This window comes from Sphingomonas aracearum (assembly GCF_003345355.1).
Lineage (GTDB): Bacteria > Pseudomonadota > Alphaproteobacteria > Sphingomonadales > Sphingomonadaceae > Sphingomonas > Sphingomonas aracearum.
Map to the genome: position 1 here is coordinate 682,634 of NZ_QQNB01000001.1, position 24,899 is coordinate 707,532.

The following is a 24,899-nucleotide window of genomic DNA, read 5'->3' on the forward strand; positions in this document are numbered from 1 at the left end:
CACTCGCGGGCGCGAGCGGGCCCTTCCCTCTCCCACAAGGGGAGAGGGACGACAGCTCACTCCACCTGCGTCTCGCCGGTGCCGCCCTCGCGCACCACCGTCTTCAGGTTCATGAATTCGTGCAGCCCGTACGGCCCCAGCTCGCGCCCATGGCCGGACCGCTTCACCCCGCCGAACGGCGCTTCGGGTGCGCTGGACAGCATCTGGTTCACCGCGGTCATCCCCGCCTCCACATCGCGCACGAACCGCTCCTGCTCGGCGGCGTCGTTCGTCCACACCGAGGAGCCGAGCCCGAACGGCACGTCGTTGGCCAGCCGGACCGCCTCGTCCACATCCCCGGCGCGGAACACCATGGCGACCGGCCCGAACAGCTCTTCCTTCGCGACCGCATGCTCCACCGGCACGTCGACCAGGATGCCGGCCGACATGAAGGCGCCCGCACCGGGCAGCGCCTCGCCGCCGAACAGCAGCCGCCCGCCCTCGCGCCGGATCATGTCGAGCTGGCCCAGCACCGTCTCGCGCTGCTCCTCGCTGGACAGCGGCCCCATGTCGGTGCCCTCGTCCATCGGGTCGCCGGCCTTCACCGCCTGCATCCCGGCCGAGAACTTCTCTAGGAAGGCGTCGTACACATCGGCATGGACGATCATCCGCTTGGCGCAGATGCACGACTGGCCGGTGTTCTGCACCCGCGCGGTCACCGCCGCCTTGACCGCCGCGTCCAGGTCGGCGGAGGGCATGACGATGAACGGGTCCGATCCGCCCAGCTCCAGCACCACCTTCTTCAGCGCGCGACCCGCCGCCTCCGCCACCTTGATCCCCGCCCCTTCCGATCCGGTCAGCGTCACCGCGACGATCCGGTCGTCGGCGATCAGCGCATCCACCTTGTCCGATCGGATCGCCAGGTTCTGGAACAGGCCCTCGGGCGCGCCCGCCGCCAGCATCGTCTCCTCCAGCGCCGCCGCCACGCCCTGTACCGAGGAGGCATGTTTCAGCAGGCCGACATTGCCCGCCATGATCGTCGGCGCGGCAAAGCGCACCACCTGCCAATAGGGGAAGTTCCACGGCATGATCGCCAGCACCGGCCCCATCGGCAGCCACCGCGCGGTCGCCGTGCCGGTGGAGACCGCGAAGGTGCGGTCTTCCAGCATCGCGGGTCCCGCCTCCGCATAGTGGCGGAAGGCGGCGGCGCATTTCTCCACCTCCGCCACCGCGGACTTCAGCGTCTTGCCCATCTCCCGCGTGGCGATTTCCGCCAGCCGCTGCTTGTCCGCCTCGAACCGGTCGGCGATCCGCTCCAGCAAGGCCGTCCGCTCGGCAAGGCCGGTCACGCGCCACGCGCGAAACGTCGCCGCCGCCCGTGCGAGCTTCGCCTCGATCTCCTCGGCGGACAGTTCGGGATAGGTGCCGGCGGCCTCGCCGGTGGCGGGGTTGATGGTGGTGAACATGGGAACACTCCTCGTTTCCCGCCCAACGCGCGGGGCCTTTCGCATATCCCCTTCATCGGGTTGACCCCCGTTGCCCCGCTGCCCCATAGCATGGGGATGGAACGGCCGATCGAAGAGCTGACGTTTGAGGAAGCACTCAAGGAGCTGGAGACGATCGTCTCCCGGCTGGAAAGCGGCGATGCCAAGCTGGACGAGGCCATCGGCCTTTACGAGCGCGGCGACCGGCTGCGGCGGCGCTGCGACGAGCGGCTGAATGCGGCGCAGGCGCGGATCGAGGCGATCCGGCTCGACAGCGAGGGCCGGCCCGCCGGCACCGTTCCGTTCCAGGCCGGCTGAGCCCCGTGGCGCCCGCCGCCCTGTCGCTCCACCAGGCGCTGGCCGAGGTCGGCGCGGAGATCGATCGCCGCTTCGACGCGCTGCTCGCCGTGCCGGACGATGCGCGCGCGCGCCTGTACCAGGCGATGCGCCATGCCGCGATCGGCGGCGGCAAGCGCCTGCGCCCGCTGCTGGTGTTCGCGGTGGCCGACATGTTCCGCGTCAACCGCGACTGCACCGCGGCGGTGGCGACCGCGATCGAGTGCATCCACGTCTATTCGCTGATCCATGACGACCTGCCGGCGATGGACGACGACGACACCCGCCGCGGCAAGCCCACCGTGCACAAGGCCTTTGACGAGGCGACCGCGATCCTGGCCGGCGACAGCCTCCACGCGCTCGCCTTCGAGATCCTCGGCGAAGCGACCGCGCATGCCGATCCGCTGGTCCGCGCCGAACTGGTGGTGGAGCTGGCCCGCGCGTCGGGCGCCGCGGGCATGGCCGGCGGGCAGATGATGGATCTCGTCGCCGAAACGACCCGCTTTGACCTCGCCACCGTCACCCGGCTGCAGGCGCTCAAGACCGGCGCGCTGATCGCCTTCTCGGTGGAGGCCGGCGCGATCCTCGGCCATGCCGGCCCGGAAGCGCGCACGAGCCTGCGCGGCTATGCCCGCGATATCGGCCTCGCCTTCCAGATCGCCGACGACATCCTGGACGTTGAGGGCGACGAGGAAACCGTCGGCAAGAAGCTCGGCAAGGACGGCGATGCCGGCAAGGAAACCTTCCTGTCCCTCCTCGGCCTCTACCGCGCCCGCGAACAGGCGCGGATGCTGGTCGAGCAATCGATCGCCCACCTCCACGCCTTCGGCCCGGAAGCGGACCTGCTCCGCGAGATCGCCCGTTTCGTTCTGGAGAGGGACCGGTGATTTTCAGCCACGACCCGTCATGCCGGCCTTGTTCCGGCATCCACCGTTCCGCGGCGCAGTGGACCCCGGAACAAGTCCGGGGTGACGATGGAGGGTCAGCATGACCCCCCGCATCGGCGTCTACCCCGGCACGTTCGATCCGATCACCCTCGGCCATGTCGACATCATCCGTCGCGGCGCGAAGCTCGTCGACGAGCTGGTCGTCGGCGTCACCACCAATGCCTCCAAGTCGCCGATGTTCTCCGTGGAGGAGCGGATCGCGATGGTGGAGCGCGAGGTGGCGGCGATCGGCGGGGCGATCCGCGTCGTCGCGTTCGACTCGCTGCTGATGGACTTCGCCGAGGCGCAGGGTGCGCGCATGATCGTCCGCGGCCTGCGCGCGGTCGCCGATTTCGAATACGAATATCAGATGGCCGGCATGAACCAGCAGATCAATCCGCGGGTCGAAACCGTGTTCCTGATGGCCGACGTGTCGCTGCAACCGATCGCCAGCAAGCTGGTGAAGGAAATCGCGCTGTACGGCGGCCCGATCGACCGCTTCGTCACGCCCGCGGTGCGCGACGAGGTGACGGCACGGGTGGCGGCGATCGGCCGCAAGGGCAGCCCCCGGAACGACGGCTGAGCCGCCGGCGGTGGCCCGCTTCCGCTTCGACAACCTCACGCTGGACGAGGACAACCGGCGCCTGACCCGCGACGGCGCGCCCGTCGAACTCAACGCCCGCTACCTCGATGCGCTCGTCCTGCTCGTGCGCGAGGCCGGGCAGCTCGTCACCAAGGATCGCTTCCTTGCCGAGGTCTGGCGCGGCGTGCCGGTCACCGACGAGGCGCTGACGCAGTGCATCCGCACGTTGCGGCGCGCGCTGGGCGACGATGCGGCGCGGCCGCGCTTCATCGAAACGGTGCCCAAGCACGGCTATCGCTTCATCGCCCCGGTCTGCCGCGATGAGCCCGCGTCCGGCGTTCCGGCGGCCCCGCCTGCCCGCGACAGCCGCCTGCTGCTGGCCAGCGGGGGGACGCTGGGCGCGGGCGGCGCGGGCGTGATCGGAGGATTGCTCTACGGCATCGCGGCAGCCGCGGTGCCCGGCGCGGGGGCGGCGTCGGCCCTGCTGGTCGTCCTCTGCCTCACCGTGCTGATGGCGCTGATCGGCGGCGCGGGGGTCACCGCAGGGCTGGTCCTTGCCGGCTACCCGCAGGCGCGCTGGTGGCAGGCGCTGCTCGGCGGCGCGGTGGGCGGACTGGTCGTGGGCGGCACGGTGAAGCTGCTCGGCCTCGATGCGTTCAACCTGCTGTTCGGCGCCGCGCCGGCCGGGATCACCGGCGGTCCGGAGGGAGCGGTGCTCGGCGCCGGAGCGGGTGTCGGCGCCTGGCTTGCCCGACGGGGACGGCTCCGTCGCACGCTTCCTCTCGCCGCCCTGGCAGGCGCGGCGTCCGGCCTCGCCGTCCCGCTCACCGGCGGCCGGCTGATGGCGGGCAGCCTGGCGCTGCTGTCGGCACATTTCCCCGGCTCGCGCCTGCGGCTGGACGGCGTCGGGCGGCTGTTCGGCGAGATCAGCTTCGGCGCGGCAAGCCAGCTCGTCACCGCCGCGCTGGAAGGCGCCCTGTTCGCCACCTGCATCGCGGCGGGGCTCGCCTATGTGACGCGAGGCTCGCCCGCGCAGGAATAGCTCAGGTCCGCGGCGAAGGGCCTGTTCCGTCGATCCCCTCGATCGTGCCCGTGGCCGCCGGCACCTGCTTCATCCCGGCCGCCACCTTTTCCGCCGCCGCCATTGCGCGCAGCACGTTGCCGCCCGCAAGTTTGGCGATGTCGGCATCGCTCCAGCCGCGCTTCATCAGCTCGGCCAGCAGCGCGGAATAGGTGTCCACCCCGTCCAGCCCCTCCGGCAGGTCGCCGCCGGTCCCGTCCATGTCCCCGCCGATGCCGACATGGTCCACGCCCGCGACCTTCGCGATATGGTCGATATGATCGGCGACCATCGCCAGCGTCACGACCGGCCGTGGATGCGCCGCCTCCCACGCGGCCAGCGCCGCCCTGGCCTTGTCCGGCTGGCCGATATACAGCCCGCCATAAGGGGGCGCGTAATAGCGGCCCTTCTCCGCATTGCGGTCCGCCTCCCACAGCCGCCGGGCGTTGGAGACGTAGCTCGGCGCATAGTTCACCATCACCACGCCGCCATTCCTCGCCACCAGCCGCAGCACCTCGTCGGAGACGTTGCGCACATGGTCGCACACCGCCTTGGCGGAGGAATGCGAGAAGATCACCGGCGCCTTGGAGACGCGCAGCGCGTCCACCATCGTCGGCTCGCTGACATGGCTGAGATCGACCAGCATGCCGAGGCGATTCAACTCTAATACCACCGCTTCGCCGAACGTCGTCAGGCCATCGTGTTTGGGATCGTCGGTCGCCGAATCCGCCCAGGCGATCGTCTTCGAATGAGTGAGCGTCAGATAGGAAGCGCCGAGCTTGCGGTACGCGCGCAGCACCGCGAAACTGCCGTCGATCTGTCCTCCGCCCTCCACGCCCAGCAGCGACGCGATGCGCCCGGCCTTGTGGATGCGCCGCACGTCCGCGGCCGTGACCGCCGGCTCGAACGTGTCCGGGTAGCGCGCGAAGATGCGGTGCATCAGCGAGATCTGCTCGATGGTCGCGCGGACCTGCTCCGGTCCGGGCAGCGTCGCGGGCACCCAGACGGACCAGAACTGCCCGCCCATCTGCCCGGCGCGCAGCCGGGCAATGTCCGTGTTGTACAGCTTCGGATCGAGCCGCTGGAGGTCGAGCGTCCAGCGCCGGTCCCCCGCATTCTCTCCTTGCCGCTCCGCCCAGTCGTTATGCCCGTCGATCAGCGGCGTGGTCTTCAGGATGCGCGCGATCCGCGCGGCGTAGGGCGACGGGTCCGCCGCGCCGAGAAGCAGCGGGGCGAGAGCGACGAGGAGGGAAAGGCGCATGGCGGTGAGGCTAGGCGCCCGCCGCCGCTCGTCAAGCCGGTTCCGGCCGCTCCACCGGCAGCACCGTGTCGGGCTCGGGCGTGATGGTGCGGCAGATCACCTCGAACCCGCCATTCGCCACCCGCAGTTCGTTGAACGAGGGCGGTTGCGCGCGGGTGCGGGTGGACAGCGTGCCCGCGCCGACCAGCCGGATCGCTCGCCCGTCAATGTCCTGCTGGATATCGAACGCATCGTGCACATGGCCCGTCAGCACCGCCGCGGCGCCCGCCTCCGCCAGCTCCTTCAGCGCCTCCGCCCCGCCATGGGTGCGCGCCGACGCCTGTGTGTGCGGTTCGATCAGCGGATGGTGCGCGGCGACGAACACCACCGCGTCGTCGGGCGCGGCCTGAACCAGCGCCACCGCCCGGCGCAGCTCCGCGCGGGTGACATTCCCCTTGGACCAGTTCAGCCGGAACTGGAAACGCGAGGTGGTGCGCATCGGCACCACGGCGATGCCGGGGATGGTCAGCGGCTTCTCGATCGCCTTCTCCACCTTGCGGATGCGATGATAGGGCCTGAGCAGCCGCGCCAGCGGATTGAAATAAGGCAGGTCGTGGTTGCCGACCTCGATCGTCACCGGCACCGGCAGGCTCTTCAGCCAGGCGAGCCCCGCGTCGAACTCGCTTGAGCGCGCCCGCATCGTCAGGTCGCCGGTCATGATGACGGCGTCCGGCTTCTCGTTGTGCACGCAATGCGTGAACCAGGCGATCGCCGCCGGGTCCTCCCGGCCGAAATGCACGTCGCTGACATGGAACAGGCGGATCATGCGGATGCTCCCTTGGTGGAGACGAAGATCGGACGGGTGGTGCCGCCGGTGATCGGCGCATGCGCCGCCAGCGTCACGGGCTCGCCATCGAACAACGCCAGCACCGGCTTGTTCCCGGCCACGCGCAGGCTTTGCGTGCGCACCTGGGTGACGGCGCGGGCCGCGACCCAGTCGCCGGTCAGCCATTCCCAGCCCAGTTCCAGGATGGAGCGCCAGTCGCGTGCATCGATCGCCGCCACGTCGAGATGGCCTTCCGCGGGATGCACGAACACCGCCTGCGAACGCTGGGGCAGGCCCGGCACGCCCTCCACCCGGATCCCGCGCGAAAAGGTGCGTCGCCAGGCGAGCCGCACCGCGCGCAGGAGCCCGCGCACCCGGCCCTCGCGGACGATCTCGCGCGCCCGCGCCCAGCGCGTCACGGGGCCGAGAATGAGGCCGACGAGCGCCCGGCTTCCTCCCGCCTCCGCGAAGGGCAGCGCCACCCGCCGCCCGCCTTCATGCGCCAGGTGGACGATAGCCTGCGGATCCAGGCTGTCGTGCAGCGCCTTGGCCAACAGGTTCATGGTGCCGCCCGGCAGGATCAGGATCGATCCGTCCCAGTCCGCCAGGTGGCAGATCGCGGCATTGATCGTACCGTCGCCGGCAAACAGCACCACCGTGTCCACGTCCGCCAGCGCCGCCTCGTCCGGCAGCGTTTCGTCCGGGAAATAGGTCCGGCCGACCAGTTCCAGGCCGCGCTCCTCGAACACCGCCTCCAGCGCGTCGCACTTCTCCCTGCTGGCGGAGCCGGAGTTCGGATTGGTGATGAACCACAGTTTCTGCATCCCGGCTCCGAACGCGCGGCAGCCGTTTTGGGTCATGGCGATCGACGGTGCCGTCCGCTACGCGCCTGCCCTGAGCGGAACCATCGTCCAGCGCACCCTTGTCTACAACCAGTTCTACCGGCTCTGGCGCGTGGCCCTGCGCCAGCCGAACGGCGCTGTGGTGGAATGCAATCACCGTCCACGAACTGCCCCTGGCGGAGCTGGCCGATCGCGCCGCGGCGGGCATGCTGGTCGATGCCAAGACGCTGATCCTCGTTCAGGCGCTGCTGCTGCGTCGCCCCGAGCTGTTCGCGCGTTAGGCAGCCCATGCGCCAGGCCAGCACCGTCCTTACCGTCCGCACCGACCGCCCCGGGCTGCACGAGATCACGCGCGACGTGGTGCGCTGGGTGGAGGAACAGGGCCTGCACGAAGGCCTGCTGACGCTGTTCTGCCGGCACACCTCCGCCTCGCTGCTGATCCAGGAGAATGCCGCGCGCGAGGTCCGCTCCGATCTGGAGGCGTATTTCGCCCACCTTGCTCCGGAAAGCGACGTGTACGACCATGACGACGAGGGGCCGGACGACATGCCCGCGCACCTGCGCACCGCGCTTACCGGCGTGCAGCTGTCGATCCCGCTCCTGAACGGCGCGCCGGCGCTCGGCACGTGGCAGGGCATCTACCTGTTCGAGCATCGCCGCCGGCCCCACCGGCGCGAGATCGTGGCGCATCTGCTGGGCGAGTAGAGGCTCTTCGCCGGCGGCCGCATGACGAACTTGTCATGAGGGGGTCACGGCGCTGGCGAGTGGCCGGCGCTAGGCGGCGAGCATGGCCAAGCCCGTCTTTTTCGATCCCTCCGGCGCGCGCAGGCGGTGGTCGCTGCGTGGCCTGCTCGCCCTCCTGCTGCTGCTGGTGGCGATCGCCTGCGTCTTTGCCACCACGATCCTGAACGTGCCGGCCGGCACGCCGCTGCCGATCCGCTTCACCCAGAGCCGCTCCCTGCCCGACCGGATCAGCGCCTTTGGCCACCGGCTGCGCCATATCGGCCCGCTTGCCTGGTTGCCGCAGGGCAAGGCGCATGCGGGCGCGACGGGAGCGCAGGTCAGTGCCTTCTACGTGCCGTGGGACGAGGCCAGCGCCACCTCGCTGCGCGCGCATGTCGGCCAGGTCGACGCGGTGATCCCCGCATCGGTCACGATCAGCGGCCCGCACCATCTGCTCCAGCAGATCGCCGATCCGCGGCTGGATGCGATCCTCGCCGCCGCGCGGCACCGGCCCGCCGAGCTGCCGATGGTGCAGAACCTGTCGGGCGGGCAGTGGGACGGCGCAGGCGCTGCGGCCCTCTTCGCCAGCCCGCAGGCGCGGCGTGCGGCGCTGGACGCGCTTTCCGCCCTGATCGACAAGCGCCACGCCGCCGGTGTCGTCTTCGATTTCGAGAGCCTGCCCGAGCGCGCGCTCCCCGACTACCGCCGCTTCCTTGCCGAGGCGCGTGCCCGCTTTTCCGCGCAGCACCGCACGGTGTCGCTGACCGTGCCCGCCGGCGACCCCGCCTGGAACCTGGCCGCTTTCGCCCGGGTGGCGGACACGCTGTACCTGATGGATTACGACCAGCATTGGCAGGGCGGCACCGCCGGACCGATCGCCGCCCAGCCCTGGTTCGTGGCGCAACTGCGCGCCGCCATCCGCCAGGTCGGGGCGGGCAAGCTGGTGGTGGCGTTCGGCAGCTACGGCTATGACTGGCACGGCGGTCAGGTGGATGCGCTGACGCTGGAAGAGGCGTGGCTGGCCGCGACCGATAGCGGGGCGACGCCGGTGTTCGATCCGGCGAGCGGCAACAGCCACTTCTCCTATGCCGACGAAGGCGGCACGCGGCACGACGTGTGGATGCTGGACGCGGGCTCGGCCTGGAACCAGCTGCGCGCCGCCGCGGCGCTCGGCACACCGCGCGTCGCGTTGTGGCGGCTGGGGAGCGAGGATCCGGGCGTGTGGAGCGACCTCGACGCCTGGCGCCACGGCGGCGCGCGGCCGGACCTGTCGGCGGTGCGACCGATCGCCAATGTCGATGTGGAGGGCAATGGCGAGATCCTGCGCATCACGGACACCCCGCGCGACGGCGCGCGGCAGGTGGCGTTCGACCGGCAGAATCTGGTGCGCGACGTGCGCTTCTCGGCCCTGCCCAGCCCGTTCGTCGTCCAGCGTACCGGCGCGGTGCCGCGCGAGGTGGCGCTCACCTTTGACGACGGACCCGATCCGACCTGGACGCCCCGCATCCTGGACGTGCTGAAGGCCGCGCACGTCCCCGCCACCTTCTTCGTGATCGGGGAAAACGGCCTGGCGCACCCGCTGCTGCTCCGCCGCATCGTCGCCGAGGGGCACGAGATCGGCAATCACAGCTACACGCACCCGAACATGGCGTTCAGCTCGGACCGGGCCATCGCGCTGGAGGTCAACGCCACGCAGCGCCTGATCGAGGCCTATACCGGCCGCGCCACCCACCTGTTCCGCGCGCCCTATTTCGGCGATGCCGAGCCGACCACCGCCGAAGAGCTGCAACCGGCGCTCGTCGCGCAGAGCCGCGGCTACACCGTGGTCGGCCTGCACGTCGATCCCGGCGACTGGCAGCGCCCCGGCGTGGACGCGATCGTCGATCGCACGATCGCGCAGGTGGCGGCGGGCAATGCCGATCGCTCGGGCAACGTCATCCTCCTCCACGATGGCGGCGGCGATCGCGCCGAGACGGTGGCCGCCCTGCCCCGCATCATCGCGGGCCTGCGCGCGCGCGGTTTCCGCTTCGTGCCGGTCTCGCACCTGGCCGGGCTTTCGCAAGCTCAGGTGATGCCGCGCGTGTCGGGCGGCGACCTGCTGGCGGTGCGCGCCGATGTGGGCGTGTTCGCGCTGCTTGCCGGGCTCGGCTGGCTGCTCGACTGGCTGTTCTTCGCCGCCATTACCCTCGGCATCGGCCGTGCCCTGCTGATGGCCGCGCTTGCCTTGTGGAACAAGCGTCACCAGCCGGTCCCGCCGCCTCCGATGCCGGACATGCTGCTGTCGGTCATCATCCCGGCCTTCAACGAGGAACGGGTGATCTGCGCCTTCATTGCCCGCGTGCTCGCCAGCACCGACGCGACGCTGGAGGTGATCGTCGCCGACGACGGCTCCTCCGACAACACCAGCGGCATGGTGCGCGCCATGTTCGATGGCGACCCGCAGGTGCGCGTGCTGACGCTCGCCAACGGCGGCAAGGCCGCGGCGCTCAACCGCGCCTTGGTCCATGCCCGCGGCGAGATCGTGGTCGCGCTGGACGCCGACACGCAGTTCGAGCCGGAAACCGTCGCCCGGCTGGTCCGCTGGTTCGCCGATCCCGGCATCGGGGCGGTGGCGGGCAATGCCAAGGTCGGCAACCGCGTGAACCTCGCCACCCGCTGGCAAGCGGTGGAATATGTCACCGCCCAGAATGTCGAGCGGCGCGCGCTGGCGCAGTTCGACGCGATGACGGTCGTCCCCGGCGCGGTAGGCGCCTGGCGGCGCGCCGCGCTGGACGCGGTGGGCGGCTATCCGGAGGACACACTGGCCGAGGACCAGGACCTGACCATCGCCGTGCAGCGGGCGGGCTGGCGCATCGCCTATGACGTGGATGCGGTCGCCTGGACCGAAGCGCCCGAGAGCTTCAGGGCGCTCGCCCGGCAGCGCTTCCGCTGGGCGTTCGGCACGCTGCAATGCCTGTGGAAGCATCGCGGCATCCTGCGCGAGCGGCGCCCGCAGGGGCTGGCGTTCGTCGGTCTGCCGCAGGCCTGGCTGTTCCAGATCGTGTTCGCCGCGATCTCGCCGCTGATCGACCTCGCGCTGGTCACCTCGGTGATCGCCACGGCAGTGCGGGTCAATCAGCACGGCTGGGCGCAGACGCGCGGCGATGTCGGCACCATGGCCGCGTTCTGGATCGCCTTCACCGCGATCGACGTGATCTGCGGGTGGATCGCGTTCAGGCTGGAGCCACGCGAACGGCGTTATCCGGCGCACCTGCTGGTTGCGCAGCGGCTCGTCTATCGGCAACTGATGTACTGGGTCGTGTGCAAGGCCATAGCGTCGGCGATCGCGGGGTTTGGAATCGGATGGGGCAAGCTGGAACGAACGGGCCGGGTGGCCGCCGCTGGCGCGTGATCGCGACTGCCGGCATGGCGCTTCTCGCCGGCAACGGTGCCGCAGCGGCGCAGGGCAACGAAGCCGTCTACGGCGTGTGGAGCAATGCCAAGGGCACCCTCCACGTGCAGACCGCGGCCTGCGGCGAGAAGCTGTGCGGCAGCGTGGTCTGGGCGACCGACAAGGCGAAGACCGATTCGCTGAAGGGCGGCGTGACGCATCTCGTCGGCACGCAGTTGCTGCAGGAATATCGCCGAACGGGAACGAACAGCTGGGCCGGGCGGGTGTTCGTGCCGGACATGGGTCGCACCTTTTCGTCGCGCATCCAGCGGCTGCCGTCGGGCGAACTGAAGATCTCCGGCTGCCTGGTCGGCGGGCTGATCTGCAAGTCGCAGACCTGGCATCGCGTGCCCTGAACCGCATTGCACCTGCGCCGAGGTGAGGAACCCGGCAGCGGGGTTATCGGTTCTTCTACCATGCGCGTTGCGGCAACCGCCTCGTCTTTCCTGCCACGGCGGGCGGGGCGACGTGAGGGCCACTGGGCGCCTGTTTCTCACCTCAACGGCGGCAGGATGGCAAACGGCTGACGACGGTGGTTTTCTTCTGAGTATGTGATGACCGACGACCGAGACTATTACTACAACCGTGCCGAAGCCGAACTTGAACAAGCCCAGCGCTCCGACATCCCGCAGGCCGTGAAGGCGCATTACGCGCTGGCGACCGCCTATCTCGAACGAGCCTATGCCGATGAGGAGCAGCCGGAGCCGGTGTCCGACTGACGCGACGGGGCGGCGGCTGAAGCGCCCCCTTTCCCCTGTTCCCGAATGCGAGGCGACAGGCGAGCCCGCCCGCCCCGCGGCGCCGATCTCCTGAACGCGCCCGCGGACGGCACCCCGACCTGAGCCGGGGTGCCGTTCTTCCCGTCACCGGCAAAGTCTCATTCCGCGGCGGCCACCATCGGCTGCCCGCCCGCGCCGCCAAGCTCCTCCGCGAACCAGGCGCAGGTGGCGGCGAGCCCCTCGGCCAGCGGCACCCGCGGCTCCCAGTCGAGCAGCGCCTTGGCCCGGTCGATGTCGGGACGGCGGCGGCGCGGATCGTCGATCGGCAGCGGGCGATGCTCCACCGCCGCGGTGCTGCCGGTCAGCGCGAGCACGTGGCCGAGAAGCTCGTTGACGGTCATCTCGTTGGGATTGCCGAGGTTCACCGGCTGCAACCCGTCGCCCCCGCTTTCCATCAGCGCCATCAGCCCGGCGACCATGTCGGAGACGTAGCAGAAGCTGCGGGTCTGGCTGCCGTCGCCATAGATGGTGATCGGATCGCCCGACAGCGCCTGGCAGACGAGGTTGGAGACGACGCGGCCGTCATCCGGGTTCATGTGCGGGCCATAGGTGTTGAAGATGCGCGCCACCCGCACCTCGGCCCGGCCCATCCGCCCGTAATCGAAGGTCAGCGCCTCGGCGGCGCGCTTGCCCTCGTCATAACAGGCCCGCGGCCCGGTGCAGTTGACGAACCCGCGATACCCTTCCTGCTGCGGATGCATCTCCGGATCGCCGTAAACCTCGCTGGTCGAGGTGAGCAGGAAGCGCGCGCCCGCCTGTTCGGCAAGGCGCAGCAGATGGGACGTGCCCACAACGCAGGTGAGCATCGTGTGCTCCGGATCGGCCTGATACTGAGGCGGCGAGGCGGCGCAGGCGAGATTGTAGACCCGCCCGAAGCGATGCGCCCGATCGGCGACCGAGGCCGGCAGCGGCCCGGTGATGTCCGCTTCGACGAACTCGAAGTTCGGATGGCTCTCCAGCTCACGCAGGTTGGACGGGCGCGCGGTCTGCAGATTGTCGAGGCAGACCACATGATCCCCCTTCGCCAGCAACGCGGCGCACAGATGCGATCCGATGAAGCCCGCGCCGCCCGCCACCAGGGTGAGCTTGCCGTTGAGCCGGGTGGTGTGGGTCATCCTCTCGCCTTTCTTGTTCATCGCTTCGTTCAGGTGCCGTTCGAGCTCTTCGGCCCGGTGGTCGGCGGTATGCGCGGCGAGCACGTTGGCGCGCGCCGCCTGCCCCATCGCCGCGGCATCCTCTCGCAAGGCGGCGATGGCATCTTCGGTAGTGTCGGCAAGCATGATCTCGCGACCGGGCTCGAACAGTTGGTCGAGCCCGTCCCAGCGATCCGACAGGATCGGCGTGCCGCAGGCCGCCGCCTCGAACAGGCGCACGGAGGGCGACCAGCCCGCCGCGATCATGTCCGCGCGGGTGACGTTCAGCGTCATCCTGGAGGCGGAATAGAAGTCCGCGTGGTCGACCGGCGGCAGATGCTCGATCCGGTCGACATTGGCCGGCCAGTCGATGTCGTCCGGATATTGCGGCCCGGCCACGGCGAAGCGCTTGTCCGGGCAGCGGCGGGCGACTTCCACCAGCAGCGTGTCCAGCGTCGGCTGCCGGTCGGGGCTATAGGTGCCGAGATAGGTGAGATCCCACTTCTTCGGCACATCCAGCGGGCGGTACTTGTCCGCATCCACCGAGCAGAACAGCGCCCGCGCGGCCGGCGAGCCGTAGTGCCGTTCCAGCCGATCGAGCGTCGGCCCGCCGGTGAAGGAGAGGTAGACGTCATAGCCGGGGACGATCTCCGGCGAGAGATATTCGAAGTCGCCGCGCTCCAGCTTGGCGAGCGTCACCGGCGTGTCGATGTCGTAAAAGGCGGACGTGCGGGCATGCGCCTGCACGAAACGGCCCACCGCCACGCCATCGGGCACGTAGGAGCCGACGATCACCGCATCGGCGGCGGCGATCTCGTCCTTCCAGCTCTCCAGCGCGGCGAGGTCCGGATAATATTCGAGGCGGCAGAAATCCGGATCGACCAGATCGCGGTGCGCCCCGGCATACCAGGGCACCTCGCGTTCGAGGAACAGCACGTCGTGCCCCCGTGCGGCAAAGGCCTTCAGCAGCGCGCGAAAGGTGGTGGCATGGCCATTGCCCCAGGAGGAACCGAGCGAAAGACCGAGAACGATGAGCTTCATGCGGCCTCCCGCGCCTTGGCGAAATGATCCTGGAACAAGGCGTGGACCTGCTCGCCCCGCAGCGCATAGGTATGCTCCGCCAGGATCCGGGCCAGCGCCGCCTGGCCGATCGCCTGCGCCTTGTCGGTGGTGAGGGCCGACAGATGCTCCGCCACGTCCTGCCCGTCGCGCGCGACCAGCACTTCCTCGTCGGGCACCAGGAACTGCTCGATCCCTTCCCAGGCATCGGTAATGAGGCAGGCCGCGGCGCCTGCCGCCTCGAACACGCGAGTGGCGGGCGAGAAGCCGATATGGGCCATGGAATCGCGTGCCACGTTCAGCACCGCGCGCGGCGTGCAGTTGAACGCGTTGTGCTCGTTGGTGCCGACATGGCCGAGATTGCGCACGTTGCCCGGCATCGCCTTGTCGTGCCAGCCGTTGCCGCCCAGCAGGAAGCTCTGCTCCGGCAGCGCGGCGGCCGGCTTGAGGAAGAACTCCTCCACCCGCGCCTCCCGGTCCGGCAGGCGGTTGCCGAGGAACGCCAGGTCGCAGGTGAAGCGCGGATCGGGCGCGACCGGGTGGTGCGTCTCGGGATCGAGCGCATTGTAGACCGGCACGCAGGTTGCCGCGCCGAAGCCCTCATAGGCGTTCACCACCGGCGGGCCGCCGCCATAGGTCAGCACCATGTCGAGGTCCGGGAGAGCCTTCAGCACCGGGTGCGAGGCGTCCGCGCGCATCTCGTCCAGCGTGGCGGCGGCATCGACGTCCCAGAACAGGCGCAACGCATCCGGCCGGCTGTGCTCGACAATGCCTTCCAGCAGCTCGCGGTCGAACACGCCCACGCCGTTGGCCTTCACGACGATGTCGGCGCGCGCCGCCTCGCGCAGCACCTCGTTCAGGGTGTCCGTCGTCGCCGGGTACACGACCGACCTGGCATAAGGCGGCGGATCGATGTCGCGATGCTGCTGCCGGTCAAAGGCGTCGGGCTCGTAGAAGGTGATGTCGTAGCCATGGGCGGCCAGCGCCTTCAGGATGCCGCGATAATAGGTGGCCGCGCCGTTCCAGTAGGAGGAAACGAGGCTGGAGCCGTAAAAGGCGATCAGCCTCCCTGAGCTTGTCGAAGGCTTCATGCCGCTTCCCTCTGGCGAACGGTGGATTGCTGGAGCTGGCCGACGATGGCGAGCAGTTCGTCGACCCGGTGGGCGCAGCTGTGACGGGCGCGGATCGTCTCCAGCCCGTGTGCGACCAGGCTGGCCCGCAGGTCCGGGTCGTTCTTCAGCGCGTTCAGGTGCCGCGCCATCTCCGCCCCGTCCCGCGCGACGAGATAATCGGTGCCCGGCCGGAACAGATGCTCGGCATCCTCCCACGGCGCGGACACCAGCGGAATGCCGCAGGCCAGCGCCTCGAACACCCGGATCGTCGGGATGCCGGGCAGGATGGTCGCATAATAGCGCCGCGGCACGTGCACCGTCGCCAGCGCGCGGGCGAACAGCGCCGGCGCGGCGGCATTCGGTGCCCAGCCATGATATTGCACGCCGTAGCGCTGCAAAGTCGCCAGCGCCTCGGCCGGGTAGCGAACGCCGTAGATGTCGAGCGGCAGGCCGACCTCCTGCGCCGGCCGGAACAGAAAGTTCTCCAGCTCCTCCGTGCGCTCGCCATCGCCCCAGTTGCCGACCCAGACGAGGCCCTCGCGCGTGCCTTCCTCCACCGGCGGGTGGAAGCGGCGCAGGTCGGCCGCCTCGTGCCAGGTCCACACCCGGCCCTGCCAGCCCCAGCCGCGATACACCTCGCTCAGCGCCTCGCCGAACGCGAGCACGCCGTCATAGCCGGACAGGTCGTAGGCGCGCATCTCGTGCGGCGCGCTGACGGCGCGGTGATGGGTGTCGTGGAACAGCAGGTGGAACGGCGCGCCCGCCTTGCGCAATCGCCCGATCTCGGCGACCAGCCGGTGCTCGTTCCATTCATGAACGATCACCAGATCGGCGCCCCCCACCATGGCGGCGATCTCGTCCTCCTCGCCATAGCAGACCGAGCCGAGCTCCGGATAGGCGGTGCGATAGGCGTCCAGCCCTTCCGGCCCGTGATCGGCGACGAGGTTGGTCAGGCTCCAGCTGTTCTCCGGCGCGAACACTCGCACGTCATGGTCGCGCGCGATCAGCTCGGACAGCACGCCGCGCAGGAAATGGGCGTTGCCGTGATTCCAGCAGGAAGCGAGGCTGTGGGTGAAATAGACGATCTTCATGCTGCTTGTCCCAGATCTGCCCTGCCCTGCGAGCCGCGCGCGTCGAGCGCCTCGGCGTAGAGGCGCAGCGTGGCGTCGGCCATCGCGGCGGGCGTGTAGCGGACCGCGCGCTCCACAGCGGCGGCGGAAAGGCGATGGCGTTCGGCCGGATCGGTGCGCACCGCCTCGATCGCGTCGGCCCATCGCCGCGGATCGTCGCCGGCGACGAACACCGCCGCCCCGTCCCACAGCTCGCGAAAGCCCGCAATGTCGGACAGGACCAGCGGACAGCCCGCCGCGGCCGCTTCCAGCACGGCCAGCCCGAACGGCTCGAAACCGGCCGCCGAGACGAACACCGGCCGCGCGGCGAGGTGCGCCGCCAATACGGTTTCGGACACCGCTCCCGATGCGCGGAGATGCAGGGGCGCCACCGTTTCCCCATGCGGCGCGGTGAGCGTGCCGGCGGCGTCGAACGGCACCGGCAGCAGGGCCGCGACCCCGTCGAGCAAAGCCGTCCGCTTCACCGCATCCCACAGGCGGCCGGCGGTGAACACCTCCGTCGGCATCACCTCCGTCGCGACCAGCGGCAGGCGTCCGTTATGCACCGCCGCCGGCGTTCGCCGCAGGCCGTATTGCCGGCGCACGGTTCGCGCATACGCCATGGTCGGGGCCGCGACCACGTCCGCGGCATGCAGCCCTTCGCGCATCAGCGCGGCGTGCCAGGTGAATTCGGGCGCGAGCGGCTGGCCGGGACGCGCCGCCTGCCACCAGGTCGACACGCAGCCATGCGCCACCGCCACCGTGGGCAGCCCGGAGGGGGCCGCCGCCGCCAGGGCGGGCGAGTTCAGGTGCAGCAGGTCGACGCCCTCGGCGCGCGCCAGCTCGGCGATGCGCGCGCCGGCCGCCAGCACCGGCGCAGGGCCGTCGCACAGCCAGTCGAGCGGCAGGCCCGTCTCGATCAGCGTCACGCCGCGCAGTTCTTCGGCCGTGCGGCGCTGATCGGCGGACAGCGGCGGGCCGAGCAGCGCCAGCAGCACCGACACCCCCTCCCCCGCCAGCGCGCGGGCAAGGTCCGTCGCATATTGCCACACGCCGCCCACCGCGTCCGCCGTCATCAGGACGCGCAGGGGAGCCTTTCCGTCGCTCCCCACTAGGCGACTGCCCGGGCCGGCGCCGCCTCGATCGGCGGCAAGGCGATCTGGCGCTCGGCCGCCAGCCATTGCGCAAGCCGGCCGACACCGGTGCGCCACGGCACCTTCGCCCCCAGGCCCAGCGCCTCACGCACGCGGCGCGTGTCGGCAACGAAGTAGCGCTGGTCGCCGGCGCGCCAGTCGGAGAAGGAAACGTCCACCTCGCGCCCGATCAGGTCGCCCACATGGTCGAGCAGCACGCGCAACGACACTGCATTGCCCGGGCCGCCGCCCAGGTTGAACGCCTGTCCGCTCACCTTGTCGATCTGCCGCCACGCGGCGAGATACGCCTCCACCGCGTTCGACACGTCCAGGATGTCGCGCACCTGATGCCCGTCCCCGTAGAGCGTGATCGGTTGTCCGGTGAGCGCCCGGATCACGAAATGGGCCACCCAGCCCTGGTCCTCCGTCCCCATCTGCCGCTGGCCATAGATGCACGACATGCGCAGCACCGCGGCGGGCAGGCCGAAGCTGCGCGCGTAATCAAGCACATACTGGTCGGCCGCCCCCTTCGACACGCCATAGGGCGTGTGGAAATCGAGCGGCCGATCCTCTCCTATCCCATGGGCGCGCACCGCCGGATCGACCGGGGCGTAACCGTTCGCGCCGAGCGCGAAGTCGAGGTCGCCGAGATCGCCATAGACCTTGTTGGTGGACGCAAAGACGACGGGAACCGCGCGGCGCGTCTCGCGCACCGCCTCCAGCAGATTGAAGGTGCCGCCGATGTTGATCTCGTAATCGGCGCGCGGATCATCGAGGCTGGTGGTCACCGCCACCTGCGCCGCCATGTGGAACACCGCCTGCGCCTCGCCGACGGCGCGGGTCAGCGCGTCGCGGTCGCGAATGTCGGCGACGATCGAGGTGATGCGCGCGCCGTGCCGCTCCTGCAGCCACTGGAGGTTGCCCTCCACGCCCGGCCGGCTGAGCGCGTCGTAGATCAGGACGTCATGCCCCTCGGCGGCGAGCCGGTCGGCGATGTTGGAGCCGATGAACCCTGCCCCGCCGGTGACGAGAACGGGGGCCCCAGTCATGCCACCAGCCCGCGCTTCTCGAGCTCGGCGCGCGCCTTGGAGACGTTGTCCACCGCGGTCTGCTGGCCGACCCATTCCGCGAGCTCGGCCAGGCCTTCGACGAAGTCCTGCCGGGCGGTGAAGTTCAGCTTTTCCGCCGCCAGCGCGCCGTCGCAGAAGCAGTGGCGGATGTCGCCGATCCGCGCCTTGCCGACGATTTCCGGATTGATGTCGTTCTTGCCCATCGCCTGCGCCAGCGACTGCGCGACTTCGGTGACGGAGCGGTCATGGCCAGAGCCGATGTTGAACGTCTGCCCGGCGATGCCCGGATGGGTCAGCGCATCGGCAAAGGCGCGCGCCACGTCGGATACGTGCACGAAGTCGCGGCGCTGCTCGCCATCCTCGAAGATCATCGGCTGCTGCCCGTTGAGCAGGCGCGAGGCGAAGATCGCCAGCACGCCGGTATAGGGGTTCGACAGCGCCTGGCCGGGGCCATAGACGTTGAACAGGCGCAGGCAGACGCTTTCGATGCCGTAGGGCGCGCCCATGATGTGCGTCGTGCGCTCCTGCACATACTTGTTGAGCGCATAGATCGAGGACAGCGCGGGGCGCTTCCACTCGGGCGTCGCGATCGGCTTCAGCGGGCGGCCCTGCCCGTCCAGCGGATCCCACACCTTCTGACCGTCGTGAACGATGCCGCGCTCGGCATTCTCCACCAGCGCGCCGTCGGCATCGGCGTACAGCCCTTCGCCATAGATCGACATGGACGAGGCGGTGACCACGCGGCGCACCGGATGGTCGATCAGCCGCTCGAACAGCACCGCCGTGCCCACGTCGTTGACGGAGGTGTAGCGCTCGACCTCGTACATGGACTGGCCGACGCCGACTTCCGCGGCGAGATGGATGACGCTGTCCACGCCCTGCAGCGCGCGCGCAACCGCGTCGCCGTCGCGCACGTCCGCCTTGATCAGCTCGACGTCGGGGTGGAGGAGTTCGGGCCGGTCCGTGTCACCATGCACCTGCGGGATCAACGCATCCAGCGCGCGCACCTTGTTGCCGCGACGCAGCAGCTCCTCGGCCACGAAGCGCCCGATAAAGCCCGCACCCCCGGTGATGAGAACCGTTTCCGCCAACCTTCTTCCCCCATTCAGACGACGGGTCCAAGCATTGCAAATGCTTGCGTTTCCCCGTTCGTTACGCTTTCATACCAACCACAATGCTTCTTCTTGAGCTTTGTTCCTAAGCTTCTTCAACTTTGTTGCAGCCCCGTTTTCGGATCCCGCGCCATGAAGACCATCCTCCTGGCGCGCCATGCCACCCATGCCGAGGTCGGCCATGTGCTGAGCGGCCGGTCGGAGATCCCGTTGAGCGATGCCGGCCGGCAGGAAGCGCGCGCGCTGACGGCGATGCTGGCGGCGGAGACGATCGCGGAGGTGCATGCCAGCCCCCGCCGCCGCACGCAGGAAACCGCCGCGGCCGTGGCCGCACCGCGCGGCCTCCCGGTGCGCACCGCCCCCGCGCTGGACGAGGTGGATTTCGGCGCGTTCGCCGGACGCAGCTTCGCCTCGCTGGACCACGACCCGGACTGGTTCCGCTGGAATGCGGAGCGCGGCAGCTTCCGCTGCCCCGGCGGCGAGACGATGGCGGAGGCGGCCGACCGCGCGCTGGCCTATCTCCACGCGCTACCGGACCAAGCCTCCCCTGCCCTGCTGGTCAGCCATTGCGACGTGATCCGCGGGCTGGTGTGCCGTGCCCTTGGCGCGCCGTTGGAGCGGATGTTCTCGTTCGATTGCGCGCCGGCCTCGCTGACGCGGCTGACGCTGGACGGCAGCGAGCTGCGGGTCGTCTCGCTTAACGAGCGGGCGCGTTGAGCACCGCGCCGGCGGCCCCCCGCGGCGCCGCTGCCTGCCAGTCGGCATAGCTCTTCTCCTCGGTCAGTTCGGAGCCGAGCAGGTCGTTGATCTGCCGTTTCAGCGCGGCGCGTTCGTCATTGGTCCGGTACACGGCGCGGGCGAGCCGGACGAACGCGGCGCCGAAGTCGCCGGCCGCCTCGTGCTCGCGAATGTCGTCCTCGATCTCCCACAGCGCCTCGTTCACCGTGCGCAGCGTGCCGTGCAGCGCCGCAACAGGCTCCAGCCGCAGCACGGTGGCGGCAATCGCCTCCAGCGCCCGCCGCTCGCGCGCGACATTGTCGAGCGCGTCGGCCCGCGTGATCCGCGCCGCCTTGATCTCCAGGATGGTGAGCTTGTCGATCAGCTCGCCCCAGGACACGGGGACGCTTGGCGTGGCGAAGCGGGTCATGAGAGGCTCTCCTGGCGGCGGTCGGTCGAGAAGGCGGAAAGATCGTGCGCGACACGCGCCACCACGCCGGACCAGTCGGCCGGCGCCTCCTGCACGTAGAGGCGCGCGCTGGGGTACCAGGCGCTCGTGCTGCGCTCGGGCGCCCAGCGCCAGTCCGGCTCGGCCTTGAGCATCAGCCAGACCGGCCGGCCAAGCGCGCCGGCGAGGTGCGCGATCATCGTGTCCACGGTGATGACGAGGTCGCAGCCGGCAACCAGCGCAACCGTGGCGCCCATGTCGAACGCGCAACCGTCCGGATTGAGCACGGCAAGGCTGGTCGGCTCCGCATTCAGCGTCAGGCACGGCGCGAGGCCGGTGAGCGGCGCCAGCAGATCGGGCGGCACGTTGCGTCCGGCGTCCCAGTCGCCCGCCTTGTAGCAGAGCCCCACCGCCCCGCGCGGCAGCACCGCCCGGCTGGCGACGACATAGGGCACCGGCACCGCGTCGGGCGCCGTGCGCAGGGCATGGTCGAGTTCGGTGATCTCCAGGTCGCATTCGGCCGGCGGCAGCGGGTGCGCCACGTCGAACGGCAGCAGCCGCAACCGCGCGTCCACCGTCGCCAGCACCGGCAGCAATCGTTCAGGCGCCTCCACCGTGACGCTCGCCGCTCGGTCCGCGAGCAGCGGCAGGAAGCGCGCGAACTGGATCGTGTCGCCAAGCCCGTGATAGCAGCGCACCAGCACGTCGCGGCCCTCGAACGGGCGGCCGTCCCATACCCAGCGCAGGTGATAGGGCAGCGCCGGATCGTCCCGCGTGGCGGGATCGCGCGCGCGCATCGCCGCCGCGGACATCGCCCAGGCGGCCGGATAGTCCCCCGCGCGCATCGCCGCGGTCCATTGTTGCATTCCCCCAGGTTGCATCTCGGCGCTCATCCCCTAAGCAATGTTGCTGAAGGCGCGAGGTTCCCTCGTTGCCGAGGCGTAATGGATTTTCGTGGCGGAACCGGCGATGTGCGGCTTTGTTGAAGCTCGGCCGGAACGCTTGGACGGTCCATTCGTTTGCGTAACGATCTATCCTGCCCTGCCGACCGCGCGGGGCAACAGCCCCGAAGGAACCGGCCGTTGAGCCAGATGGCACCAGAGTTGATCCGCGCGCGCGTCGCCGAGCTGGCGCCCTGGTTCCACAACATCCGCCTGGGCGACGTGGAAACCGCGCCCGACCACTTCCTGGGCGACTATCCGCGCTTCAAGTTCGAGATGTTCGCCCATGCCATTCCGGCGGACCTGACGGGCAAGACCGTGCTCGACATCGGCTGCAATGCCGGTTTCTACTCGGTGGAGATGAAGCGCCGGGGCGCCGCCCGCGTGGTCGGCATCGACAGCGACGAGCGTTACCTCGCCCAGGCGCGCCTGGCCTGCGAGGTGCTGGAGTTCGACGGCATCGAGTTCCGCAACCTGGACGTCTATCAGGTCGCCCAGCTCGGCGAGCGGTTCGATCTCGTGATCTTCATGGGCGTGCTCTACCACCTGCGCCACCCGCTGCTCGCGCTGGACCTGATCCGGGAGCATGTCGCCGGCGACCTGATGTTGTTCCAGACGCTGCAGCAGGGCTCGACCGAGGTGCTCGACGTGCCGGCCGATTATCCGTTCTTCGAGCCGGGCACGACCACGCCCCCGGCCTTTTTCGACGCCCCCGGTTATCCCAAGCTCCACTTCATCGAGCGCGAGTTCGCCCATGACTGGACCAACTGGTGGGCGCCCAACACCGCCGCGAGCCGCGCCATGCTGCGCGCCGCCGGCTTCACCATCGAGGCGCAGCCGGAAGGCGACGTCTATCTCTGTCGCGTGAGCGAAGTGCCCTATGCCAAATACGGGCCAGCCGCGGTGTATCCTGCCAAGGGGGAAGTACGTTGATCGAAGCCGCGATGATCTGGAACGAGCCCAACAACAAGTCGCATTGGGATCCGGAAGTCGACCCCGAATGGCGGATGTTCGCGGACACGGTGATCCGCGCCGGCACCGCGATCCACGCGGCCAACCCTGCCGTCACGCGCGTGCTGGGCGGCATGTCGCCGATCGACCCGCATTGGGTGAACCACATGCGCTCGCTGGGCGCGCTGGACGCGGTGGACGTGGTCGCGGTGCATGGCTTTCCGCTCGACTGGAACCTGTGGTCGATCCACGACTGGCCGGCCAAGATCGCGGAGATCGAGGCGGTGGTGCCGGACAAGCCGGTGTGGGTCACCGAGGTCGGCGTCGGCTCGTTCGGCGCGGAGGAGGTACAGGTGTTCGGCGTGCAGAAGACCGCCGAGCTGCTGGTCGGCCGCGTGCCCAACATCTACTGGTATTCGCTGTTCGACCTGCCGCAGGCCTGGGGCGCCACCACGCGCCACCGCGAGGCGGAGGGCTCCAGCTACTATCGCCATTTCTACATGGGCCTGATCCGCGAGGACGGCAGCACCAAGCCGGCGCTCGAGAACTATGCGAAGGTGGCGGGCGAGATGGGGCTGATGCAATGGTTTCACTACGAGGACCCGCGGCTCGACGATGCGGTGAGGTGGATGAAGCGGCTCGGCACCAAGAAGCTGCGCACCGGCCTTTCCTGGGCCGACAGCTTCCGCCCCAATGCGCTGGACTGGTTCGATCGTCAGATGGAGGCGCTTCAGGACTTCGAGGTGACCGTCACCTTCTGCTTCACGCCCGAGCATCTCGGCATCCAGCCGCATCACACCAGCGCCGCCCGCGAGCCGCAGCAGTTCGCCGATTTCTGCGCCTCCATGATCGAGCGCTATGCGCCCGCGTCGGCGGCCAGCCCCACGCTGGCCCTCGCCTGACGCGTCGGAGACCATCATGACCAGCATGAAGGCGGCCGTGCTCGCCGCCCCCGAGACGTTCGAGCTTGCCGACGTGCCGCTGCCGCAGCCGTCCGCGGGCGAGGCGCGCATCCGTCTGGAGGGATGCGGCGTGTGCGCGTCCAACGTCGAGCCGTGGCAGGGCCAGCCCTGGTCCACCTTTCCCGGCGAGGCGGGCGGGCTCGGCCATGAAGGCTGGGGGATCGTCGATGCGGTCGGCGACGGGGTGACCGCCGTGGCGGCCGGCGACCGCGTGGCCACGCTGTCCGGCAGAAGCTTCGCGCAATATGATCTCGCAGCCGCCGACCGGCTGGTGAAGCTGCCGTCCGCGCTCGACGGCCAGCCCTTTCCCGGCGAGCCGCTCGGCTGCGCGTTCAACATCTTCCGCCGCGCGGACGTGAAGCCCGGACAATGGGTGGCGATCATCGGCATCGGCTTTCTCGGCGCGGTGCTGACGAAGCTCGCCACGGATGCGGGCGCCAGGGTGATCGCGATCTCGCGCCGGCAGGAATCGCTCGATCTGGCGACGCATTATGGCGCGGCCGCGACCATCCCGATGCACGATCACTGGCAGATCATCGAACAGGTCAAGGCGCTGACCGGCGAGGACCTCTGCGCGCGCGTGATCGAGGCGGTAGGCAAGCAATGGCCGCTCGACCTCGCGACCGAGCTCGTCGGCTTCGGCGGCAAATTGGTGGTTGCCGGTTACCATCAGGACGGCCCGCGGCAGGTGAACATGCAGACCTGGAACTGGAAGGGCATCGACGTGGTCAACGCGCACGAGCGCGACCCGGAGGTGCAGATGCAGGGCCTGCGCGAGGCGGTGGACGCGGTGGCGACCGGCCGCTTCGATCCCGCGCCGCTGTACACCCATCGCTACGGGCTGAACGACCTGGGAGAAGCGCTGGCGGCGACGCGCGACAAGCCGCAGGGTTTCGTCAAGGCCCTGATCGAATTCGCCTGAAGCCGGCTCGGGCGCTTGCCGC

The 24,899-nt window shown here is 69.8% G+C and carries 25 protein-coding genes; 13 read left to right on the forward strand and 12 right to left on the reverse strand.

Annotated features, from left to right (window positions below):
* Positions 1-56: 56 nt before the first annotated feature.
* Positions 57-1,445: an NAD-dependent succinate-semialdehyde dehydrogenase gene (locus DVW87_RS03325; RefSeq protein WP_114686323.1), complete on the reverse strand. Its 1,389-nt coding sequence runs from the start codon at positions 1,443-1,445 to the stop codon at positions 57-59.
* 96 nt (positions 1,446-1,541) lie between these two features.
* On the opposite strand from DVW87_RS03325, the gene DVW87_RS03330 reads away from it, so the two are divergent.
* The 4 genes from DVW87_RS03330 (at position 1,542) to DVW87_RS03345 (ending at position 4,350) form a co-directional block, all read left to right on the forward strand.
* Positions 1,542-1,781 (forward strand): exodeoxyribonuclease VII small subunit, encoded by a 240-nt coding sequence (locus DVW87_RS03330; RefSeq protein WP_114686324.1) that lies wholly within the window; start codon positions 1,542-1,544, stop codon positions 1,779-1,781.
* Positions 1,782-1,786: 5 nt separating this feature from the next.
* Complete coding sequence (locus DVW87_RS03335) at positions 1,787-2,686, forward strand: polyprenyl synthetase family protein (RefSeq protein ID WP_181814703.1); 900 nt, start codon at positions 1,787-1,789, stop codon at positions 2,684-2,686.
* Between the two features lie 100 nt (positions 2,687-2,786).
* Positions 2,787-3,308 carry a pantetheine-phosphate adenylyltransferase gene (gene coaD / locus DVW87_RS03340; protein WP_114686326.1) on the forward strand — a complete coding sequence of 174 codons (522 nt, stop codon included), beginning with the start codon at positions 2,787-2,789 and terminating at the stop codon, positions 3,306-3,308.
* 10 nt (positions 3,309-3,318) lie between these two features.
* Positions 3,319-4,350 carry a winged helix-turn-helix domain-containing protein gene (locus DVW87_RS03345; RefSeq protein WP_114686327.1) on the forward strand — a complete coding sequence of 344 codons (1,032 nt, stop codon included), beginning with the start codon at positions 3,319-3,321 and terminating at the stop codon, positions 4,348-4,350.
* A gap of 1 nt (position 4,351) precedes the next feature.
* Here the strand turns inward: DVW87_RS03345 and DVW87_RS03350 are convergent, their stop codons facing one another.
* Genes DVW87_RS03350 through DVW87_RS03360 form a run of 3 tightly spaced genes read right to left on the reverse strand, consistent with a single transcriptional unit; the run spans position 4,352 to position 7,258 of the window.
* Positions 4,352-5,629: a dipeptidase gene (locus DVW87_RS03350; RefSeq protein ID WP_114686328.1), complete on the reverse strand. Its 1,278-nt coding sequence runs from the start codon at positions 5,627-5,629 to the stop codon at positions 4,352-4,354.
* A 31-nt stretch (positions 5,630-5,660) separates the two neighbouring features.
* Positions 5,661-6,434: a metallophosphoesterase family protein gene (locus DVW87_RS03355; RefSeq protein ID WP_114686329.1), complete on the reverse strand. Its 774-nt coding sequence runs from the start codon at positions 6,432-6,434 to the stop codon at positions 5,661-5,663.
* Positions 6,431-7,258, reverse strand: coding sequence for a diacylglycerol/lipid kinase family protein (locus DVW87_RS03360; RefSeq protein ID WP_114686330.1), 828 nt, complete (start codon positions 7,256-7,258; stop codon positions 6,431-6,433). Before DVW87_RS03360 ends, DVW87_RS03355 begins: the two co-directional genes overlap by 4 nt.
* Before the next feature lie 98 nt (positions 7,259-7,356).
* Between DVW87_RS03360 and DVW87_RS17995 the strand changes: the two genes are divergently transcribed.
* The 5 genes from DVW87_RS17995 (at position 7,357) to DVW87_RS18000 (ending at position 12,148) form a co-directional block, all read left to right on the forward strand.
* A complete protein-coding gene (locus DVW87_RS17995) occupies positions 7,357-7,557 on the forward strand; it encodes an NUDIX hydrolase (RefSeq protein WP_181814704.1) in 201 nt (66 codons plus the stop codon).
* Positions 7,558-7,564: 7 nt separating this feature from the next.
* On the forward strand, positions 7,565-7,981 hold the full coding sequence (locus tag DVW87_RS03370) for a secondary thiamine-phosphate synthase enzyme YjbQ (RefSeq protein ID WP_114686331.1): 417 nt from the start codon (positions 7,565-7,567) through the stop codon (positions 7,979-7,981).
* An 82-nt stretch (positions 7,982-8,063) separates the two neighbouring features.
* Positions 8,064-11,390 carry a trifunctional glycoside hydrolase family 18/polysaccharide deacetylase/glycosyltransferase family 2 protein gene (locus tag DVW87_RS03375; RefSeq protein ID WP_114686332.1) on the forward strand — a complete coding sequence of 1,109 codons (3,327 nt, stop codon included), beginning with the start codon at positions 8,064-8,066 and terminating at the stop codon, positions 11,388-11,390.
* Positions 11,387-11,785, forward strand: a complete 399-nt coding sequence (locus DVW87_RS03380; protein WP_239017734.1) for a DUF2147 domain-containing protein — start codon at positions 11,387-11,389, stop codon at positions 11,783-11,785. Before DVW87_RS03375 ends, DVW87_RS03380 begins: the two co-directional genes overlap by 4 nt.
* A 198-nt stretch (positions 11,786-11,983) precedes the next feature.
* Complete coding sequence (locus tag DVW87_RS18000; protein ID WP_181814705.1) at positions 11,984-12,148, forward strand: hypothetical protein; 165 nt, start codon at positions 11,984-11,986, stop codon at positions 12,146-12,148.
* A 158-nt stretch (positions 12,149-12,306) separates the two neighbouring features.
* Here the strand turns inward: DVW87_RS18000 and DVW87_RS18665 are convergent, their stop codons facing one another.
* Genes DVW87_RS18665 through DVW87_RS03415 form a run of 6 tightly spaced genes read right to left on the reverse strand, consistent with a single transcriptional unit; the run spans position 12,307 to position 19,915 of the window.
* Positions 12,307-14,382: an NAD-dependent epimerase/dehydratase family protein gene (locus tag DVW87_RS18665; RefSeq protein ID WP_338056358.1), complete on the reverse strand. Its 2,076-nt coding sequence runs from the start codon at positions 14,380-14,382 to the stop codon at positions 12,307-12,309.
* On the reverse strand, positions 14,379-15,491 hold the full coding sequence (locus tag DVW87_RS03395) for a CgeB family protein (RefSeq protein ID WP_114686334.1): 1,113 nt from the start codon (positions 15,489-15,491) through the stop codon (positions 14,379-14,381). The genes DVW87_RS18665 and DVW87_RS03395 overlap by 4 nt, the downstream gene beginning before the upstream one ends.
* A complete protein-coding gene (locus tag DVW87_RS03400; protein WP_114686335.1) occupies positions 15,488-16,603 on the reverse strand; it encodes a CgeB family protein in 1,116 nt (371 codons plus the stop codon). The genes DVW87_RS03395 and DVW87_RS03400 overlap by 4 nt, the downstream gene beginning before the upstream one ends.
* Positions 16,600-17,697 (reverse strand): glycosyltransferase family 4 protein, encoded by a 1,098-nt coding sequence (locus DVW87_RS03405; RefSeq protein ID WP_239017735.1) that lies wholly within the window; start codon positions 17,695-17,697, stop codon positions 16,600-16,602. The genes DVW87_RS03400 and DVW87_RS03405 overlap by 4 nt, the downstream gene beginning before the upstream one ends.
* Positions 17,698-17,732: 35 nt before the next feature.
* The gene (locus tag DVW87_RS03410) at positions 17,733-18,803 is read right to left on the reverse strand and encodes an SDR family NAD(P)-dependent oxidoreductase (RefSeq protein ID WP_114686337.1); all 1,071 of its coding nucleotides are present in this window, start codon (positions 18,801-18,803) and stop codon (positions 17,733-17,735) included.
* Complete coding sequence (locus DVW87_RS03415; protein WP_114686338.1) at positions 18,800-19,915, reverse strand: NAD-dependent epimerase/dehydratase family protein; 1,116 nt, start codon at positions 19,913-19,915, stop codon at positions 18,800-18,802. Before DVW87_RS03415 ends, DVW87_RS03410 begins: the two co-directional genes overlap by 4 nt.
* A gap of 153 nt (positions 19,916-20,068) precedes the next feature.
* Between DVW87_RS03415 and DVW87_RS03420 the strand changes: the two genes are divergently transcribed.
* On the forward strand, positions 20,069-20,653 hold the full coding sequence (locus DVW87_RS03420) for a histidine phosphatase family protein (protein ID WP_114686339.1): 585 nt from the start codon (positions 20,069-20,071) through the stop codon (positions 20,651-20,653).
* Here DVW87_RS03420 and DVW87_RS03425 read toward each other — a convergent pair.
* Both DVW87_RS03425 and DVW87_RS03430 read right to left on the reverse strand, forming a co-directional pair.
* Complete coding sequence (locus tag DVW87_RS03425) at positions 20,634-21,083, reverse strand: DUF6165 family protein (protein WP_114686340.1); 450 nt, start codon at positions 21,081-21,083, stop codon at positions 20,634-20,636. The two genes, DVW87_RS03420 and DVW87_RS03425, sit on opposite strands and share 20 nt — an antisense overlap.
* On the reverse strand, positions 21,080-21,967 hold the full coding sequence (locus DVW87_RS03430) for a glycosyltransferase family 9 protein (RefSeq protein WP_239017736.1): 888 nt from the start codon (positions 21,965-21,967) through the stop codon (positions 21,080-21,082). The genes DVW87_RS03425 and DVW87_RS03430 overlap by 4 nt, the downstream gene beginning before the upstream one ends.
* A 225-nt stretch (positions 21,968-22,192) precedes the next feature.
* Between DVW87_RS03430 and DVW87_RS03435 the strand changes: the two genes are divergently transcribed.
* Genes DVW87_RS03435 through DVW87_RS03445 form a run of 3 tightly spaced genes read left to right on the forward strand, consistent with a single transcriptional unit; the run spans position 22,193 to position 24,877 of the window.
* Entirely contained in the window at positions 22,193-22,975 is a 783-nt protein-coding gene (locus DVW87_RS03435; protein WP_114686341.1) for a TIGR04290 family methyltransferase, read from the forward strand.
* Positions 22,972-23,895, forward strand: a complete 924-nt coding sequence (locus DVW87_RS03440; protein ID WP_114686342.1) for a glycoside hydrolase 5 family protein — start codon at positions 22,972-22,974, stop codon at positions 23,893-23,895. The genes DVW87_RS03435 and DVW87_RS03440 overlap by 4 nt, the downstream gene beginning before the upstream one ends.
* Before the next feature lie 16 nt (positions 23,896-23,911).
* Positions 23,912-24,877 carry an MDR/zinc-dependent alcohol dehydrogenase-like family protein gene (locus DVW87_RS03445; RefSeq protein ID WP_239017737.1) on the forward strand — a complete coding sequence of 322 codons (966 nt, stop codon included), beginning with the start codon at positions 23,912-23,914 and terminating at the stop codon, positions 24,875-24,877.
* Positions 24,878-24,899: the final 22 nt, after the last annotated feature.